The sequence below is a fragment of the Mycobacterium szulgai genome (assembly GCF_002116635.1).
Classification (GTDB): domain Bacteria; phylum Actinomycetota; class Actinomycetes; order Mycobacteriales; family Mycobacteriaceae; genus Mycobacterium; species Mycobacterium szulgai.
Genome location: NZ_LQPW01000077.1, coordinates 1 through 2,776, shown reverse-complemented (window position 1 = coordinate 2,776; position 2,776 = coordinate 1). Strand labels below are relative to the sequence as shown.

The window sequence follows — 2,776 nt, the reverse complement described above, 5'->3', positions numbered from 1 at the left end:
GTGCCGCCGGCGCCGGTGGGGCCGGGGGGACTGGCCCCCTGGTGATCGGTCACGGCGGTGCCGGTGGCGCGGCCGGTGCCGGTGGCGCCGGTGGTGACGGTGGGGCCGGCGGCTCGGGGATCAGTGGCATCGGTGGCAATGGCGGCACCGGCGGCAAGGGCGGTGCGGCGGGGCTCGGCGGCGCCGCCGGCGCCGGCGGCCTGTTCAGCAGCGGCGGTGCGGCCGGTGCCGCTGCGGCCGGTGGTGACGGCGGCACCGGGGGTGCAGGCGGCCAAGGTGCCGGCGGCGGCTTCGTCGGCGCCGGTGTGACCGGCAACCCTGGTTTCGCCGGCGGCAACGGCGGTCAGGGCGGTCAGGGGGGCGGCGCGGCCGGCGGCGGCCCGGCCGGCAACGGGGGCGACGGTGGGCAGGGTGGCGCCGGCGGCACCGGTGGTACCGGCGGTGTCGGCCTCGGTTCCAGCGGCGACGGCGCGACCGGCGGCACCGGCGGCACCGGCGGCACCGGCGGCGCTGCGGGTGCCGCGGGCAGCGGTGGCGGTGGTACCGCGGGCACCATGGGCGCAGGTGGCAACGGGGGCAGCGGCGGTACCGGCGGCGACGGTACCAGGGGTAACAACGGACTCAACGGCACTACGGGCCCCAACAACGACGGCGTGAAGGGCGATCCGGGCGGCGGCGGCGGGCAGGGCGGTACCGGTGGCGACGCGGGGACCGGCAGTGTCAACGGCAAGGCCGGCAATGGCGGCACCGGCGGCCGCGGCGGCGACGGCGGCGATGGCGGCCGTGGCGCCGTGGGCACACCCGGAACGACCACCGCGGACGGTGGCGACGGCGGCGACGGTGGCGACGGCGCCGACGGTGGGCCGGGTGGCCTCGGCGGTGCTCCAGGCAGCGGTGGCGGCGGTGCCACGGGTGCCCAAGGTGTCGGCGGCAACGGCGGTAAGGGCGGCGACGCCGGAGACGGCGGCGCCGGAGGCAACGGCGACGCCGGCACCAGCCCTGGGGGTGATGGCGGCGGTGGCACCAAAGGTGGCGCCGGCGGCACCGGCGGCGACGGCGGTGCGGCCGGCGCGGGCTCGGCCGGGGCGGTCGCTGGCAATGGCGGCAAGGGCGGCACCGGCGGTGACGGCGGCACCGGGGGCGGGGGTGCCGCCGGTTCGGATGGAACCGCGTCACCCGGGTCCGCCAACGGCGGCAACGGCGGCAACGCCGGAGACGGCGGCGGCGGCGGCGATGGCGGCTCAGGCGGGGCCGCGGGTGGTCCGGGCGCCACCGCGGGCGCCTCCGGTGACGGCGGCAAGGGCGGTGACGCAGGCGACGGCGGCAAGGGCGGAACGGGCGTCGACGGCACCGCCGCCATCGCTGCCGGCAACGGCGGCAAGGGCGGCACTGGCGGCATCGGCGGAGCGCCCGGCCAGGGCGGACTTGCCGTCACCGGTGGCTCCGCGGGCAGCCAGGGCGTCGGCGGCGACGGCGGCACCGGCGGTGCCGGAGGTGCCGGCGGCCACGGCACCAACGGCTTCAACACAACCGTCCCGGTGGACTCGAAGGCCGGCAGCGGGGACCCGGGAGACAGCAATACCGACGGCGACGGCGCACCCGGCACGGCGGGCGATACCGGCACCAGCACGCTGCCACCCGACCCGGTCAACATCCAGCAAGGCGGCACCGGCGGAGCCGGCGGCAACGGGGCCAGCAATGCCGAGGGCGTCACCGTCTCCGGTGGTGCCGGCGGCCAAGGCGGCGTCGGCGGCGATTTCGCGCCCGGTGGCCAGGGCGGCGTCGGCGGCTTCGCCAACGAAAACGGCATAAACGGCATGGCTATCGGAGGCGCCGGCGGCGCCGGCGGCGCCGGTGGGGCTTTCGGAGCCGGCGGTCACGGTGGTGAGGGCGGCACCGTCACCAACGGGTCTGCCGGGAGCATGGGCGGTACCGGCGGCCGCGGCGGTGACGCCACCAACGGCCCCTCCGGCCAGGGCGGTAACGGAGCCGTCGGCGGTGACGGCGGCGACGGCGGAGACATCAGCGGCGGCAGCGGCGGCAGCGGCCCCGGTAACGGCCTGACCGGCGGTACCGGCGGCGACGGCGGTAACGGCGCCGACGGCAACTTCAACGCCGGCAAAGGCGGGTCGGGCGGCGAGGGCGGCGCGGGCGGTGCCGGCGGCGCCAACGGTGGCCGCGGCGGTGACGGCGGTGCCGGCGGCGCGGCCGGGGCGGGCGGCACCGGCGCCGACGGCGGGGCCGGTGGCACGGGCGGTGCCGGCGGTGACATCACTAACCCGGTGATTTCCGCCATTTCGACCAACGGTGATGGCGGCAACGGCGGCGACGGCGGTAACGGCGCGCCCGGTGCGGCCGGCGGCGATGGCGGCAACGGCGGTCAGGGCGGGGCTTCCGGTGGCGGCGGTGCCGGAGCCGGCGGTACCGGCGGTGCCCTAGGCGCCGGTGGGTCTGGCGGCACGGGTGGTGCCGCCGGGGGCAAAGGGCTCGCCGGCACGGGCGGAGCTATGAGCGGCCAGGACGGCCAGGGCGGTACCCCCGGTGATGACGGTGCCTTCGGGGCCGACGGCACCGCGGGTACCGACGGCGCCAGCGGCTAGCTCGTAGGTAGGGCAATCAGCCGGGGCGACCGTCGCTGCCGGAGGTGCCTGCCGCGCCGGCGATGCCGGTGGGTCCGTCCGGACCGGGCTGACCGTCATACAGAGGATTACTGCTGAAACCGAGGAAGCCGCCGGAACCGCCGTTGCCGCCGCCGCCGGCGGCGCCGCCGTTGCCG

The 2,776-nt window shown here is 78.7% G+C and carries 1 pseudogene; it reads left to right on the top strand.

The window, feature by feature from the left end:
• Positions 1 to 2,600 (top strand): annotated as a pseudogene (locus AWC27_RS32020) (PE family protein); the annotation flags it as partial.
• Positions 2,601 to 2,776 lie beyond the last annotated feature (176 nt).